The following is a 2,648-nucleotide window of genomic DNA, read 5'->3' as shown; positions in this document are numbered from 1 at the left end:
CGCCATGGCGGCCGGTAGCGCTGCTCCCGTCGCTGACGCCCCGCCGCTGGTGCCGGAAGCACCTGTAGCTGCCGCGCCTGCGCCGGCAAAAGACATGACCACGGGCTCGCTGATCGACCAGACCCTGGAGCGTCCGCTCCGTCCGGGCGAAGTCTCGCTCGACGAGCTCGAGCGCGCCTTCCGCGAGACCGCGATCGAAGCGCCCGCGCCTGCGCCTGTTGCTAAAGCCGAGCCCGCGCCGGTGGCTGAAGCGCCCGCTGCCAAGGAAACTGCCAAGGAAGCCGCAAAGCCCGCCAAGGAGAAGCCCGCGGTCAAGAAGTCGATGGCCGACGAGGCTGTCGGCGAAGGCGACCGCATCGCCAACCAGTCGATCCGCGTCAACGTGGATACGCTGGAGCATTTGATGACCATGGTCTCCGAGCTGGTGCTGACCCGCAACCAGCTCTTGGAGATCTCCCGCCGCAACGAGGACACCGAGTTCAAGGTGCCGTTGCAGCGCCTGTCCAACGTCACCGCCGAGCTGCAGGAGGGCGTCATGAAGACGCGCATGCAGCCGATCGGCAATGCCTGGCAGAAGCTGCCCCGCATCGTCCGCGATCTCTCCAGCGAACTCGGCAAGCAGATCGAATTGGAGATGCACGGCGCCGACACCGAGCTCGACCGCCAGGTGCTCGATCTGATCAAGGACCCGCTCACCCACATGGTGCGCAACTCCGCCGATCATGGCCTTGAGACCCCCGCCGAGCGTCTTGCCAGCGGCAAGGGCGAGCAGGGCACCATCCGCCTCTCCGCCTATCACGAGGGCGGCCACATCATCATCTGCATCGCCGATAACGGCCGCGGCCTCAACACCGAGAAGATCAAGGCCAAGGCGATCTCGTCAGGTCTCGTCACCGAGGCCGAGCTCGAGAAGATGAGCGAAGCCCAGATCCACAAGTTCATCTTCGCGCCGGGCTTCTCGACCGCGGCCGCCATCACCTCGGTCTCCGGCCGCGGCGTCGGCATGGACGTGGTGCGCACCAATATCGACCAGATCGGCGGCACCATCGACATCAAGAGCGTGGCCGGCGAAGGCTCCTCCGTCACCATCAAGATCCCGCTGACGCTCGCGATCGTCTCGGCCCTGATCGTGGAAGCCGCCGGCGACCGCTTCGCCATCCCGCAGCTCTCGGTGGTCGAGCTGGTGCGGGCCCGCGCCAACTCCGAGCACCGCATCGAGCGCATCAAGGACACCGCGGTGCTCAGGTTGCGCAACAAGCTGTTGCCGCTGATCCATCTGAAGAAGCTCCTCAAGATCGACGACGGCGCGGCCTCCGATCCCGAGAACGGCTTCATCGTGGTGACCCAGGTCGGCAGCCAGACTTTTGGCATCGTCGTGGATGGTGTCTTCCATACGGAAGAGATCGTCGTGAAGCCGATGTCCACAAAACTCCGTCACATCGACATGTTCTCCGGCAACACCATCCTGGGCGATGGCGCGGTCATCATGATCATCGACCCCAACGGCATTGCCAAGGCGCTCGGCGCCGCCGGCTCCTCGGCCCATGACATGGGCGACGAGAACGGCGCCCATCACATCGGCTCGGGCGAGCAGACCACTTCGCTGCTGGTGTTCCGCGCCGGCTCGTCCCAGCCCAAGGCGGTCCCGCTCGGGCTGGTCACGCGCCTGGAAGAGCTGCCCGCCGACAAGATCGAGTTCTCGAACGGCCGCTACATGGTGCAGTACCGCGAGCAGCTGATGCCGCTCATCGCCATGGAAGGCGTCACCATTGCGAGCCAGGGCGCCCAGCCGATCCTGGTGTTCGCCGACGACGGCCGCTCCATGGGCCTCGTCGTCGACGAGATCATCGACATCGTCGAGGAACGGCTCAACATCGAGGTCGGCGGCTCCAGCCAGGGCATTCTGGGCTCGGCCGTGATCAAGGGCCAGGCCACCGAGGTGATCGACGTCGGCCACTTCCTGCCGATGGCGTTCGCCGACTGGTTCACCCGCAAGGAGATGAAGCCGTCGATGCATTCGCAGTCGGTGCTGCTGGTCGACGATAGCGCCTTCTTCCGCAACATGCTGGCGCCCGTCCTGAAGGCGGCCGGCTACCGCGTCCGCACCGCGCCGACCGCGCAGGAGGGCCTCGCGGCATTGCGCGCGCAGAGCTTCGACGTGGTGCTGACCGACATCGAGATGCCCGACATGAACGGGTTCGAGTTCGCCGAGGTGATCCGCTCCGACAACAATCTGGGCTCGATGCCGATCATCGGCCTGTCCGCCCTGGTGTCGCCGGCGGCGATCGAGCGCGGCCGTCAGGCCGGCTTCCACGACTACGTCGCCAAGTTCGACCGTCCCGGTCTGATCGCGGCGCTGAAGGAACAGACCGCGGGTGCCGCCGGCGCCTCCGAGCTGAGCCGGGCAGCGGCCTAAGAGCAGGACAGGGATCAAGAGGTACGCATATGAGCAAGAAGACCCAGTCCAGCGAAGGCGCCATGGTCGAGTACGTCACCGCGATGATCGGCGGCCAGCTGTTCGGCCTGCCGATCTCGCGCGTCCAGGACGTGTTCATGCCCGAGCGTGTCACCCGCGTGCCGCTGTCCTCGCGCGAGATCGCCGGCGTGTTGAACCTGCGCGGCCGCATCGTCACCGTGGTCGACATGCG

2 protein-coding genes are annotated in these 2,648 nt (G+C 66.2%); both read left to right on the top strand.

Translation table 11 applies throughout. The features are described from left to right. Nucleotides 1-2,416, top strand: a 2,416-nt coding sequence (locus tag MOV75_RS33870; RefSeq protein WP_247007515.1) for a hybrid sensor histidine kinase/response regulator, incomplete at its 5' end; no start/stop codon positions are given. 29 nt (nucleotides 2,417-2,445) lie between these two features. Then, a partial coding sequence (locus tag MOV75_RS33865; RefSeq protein ID WP_247007514.1) for a chemotaxis protein CheW occupies nucleotides 2,446-2,648 on the top strand: 203 nt, incomplete at its 3' end.

The sequence above is a fragment of the Bradyrhizobium sp. PRIMUS42 genome, from assembly GCF_023006515.1.
Classification (GTDB): Bacteria; Pseudomonadota; Alphaproteobacteria; order Rhizobiales; family Xanthobacteraceae; genus Bradyrhizobium.
This window is presented reverse-complemented; position numbering and strand designations above follow the sequence as displayed.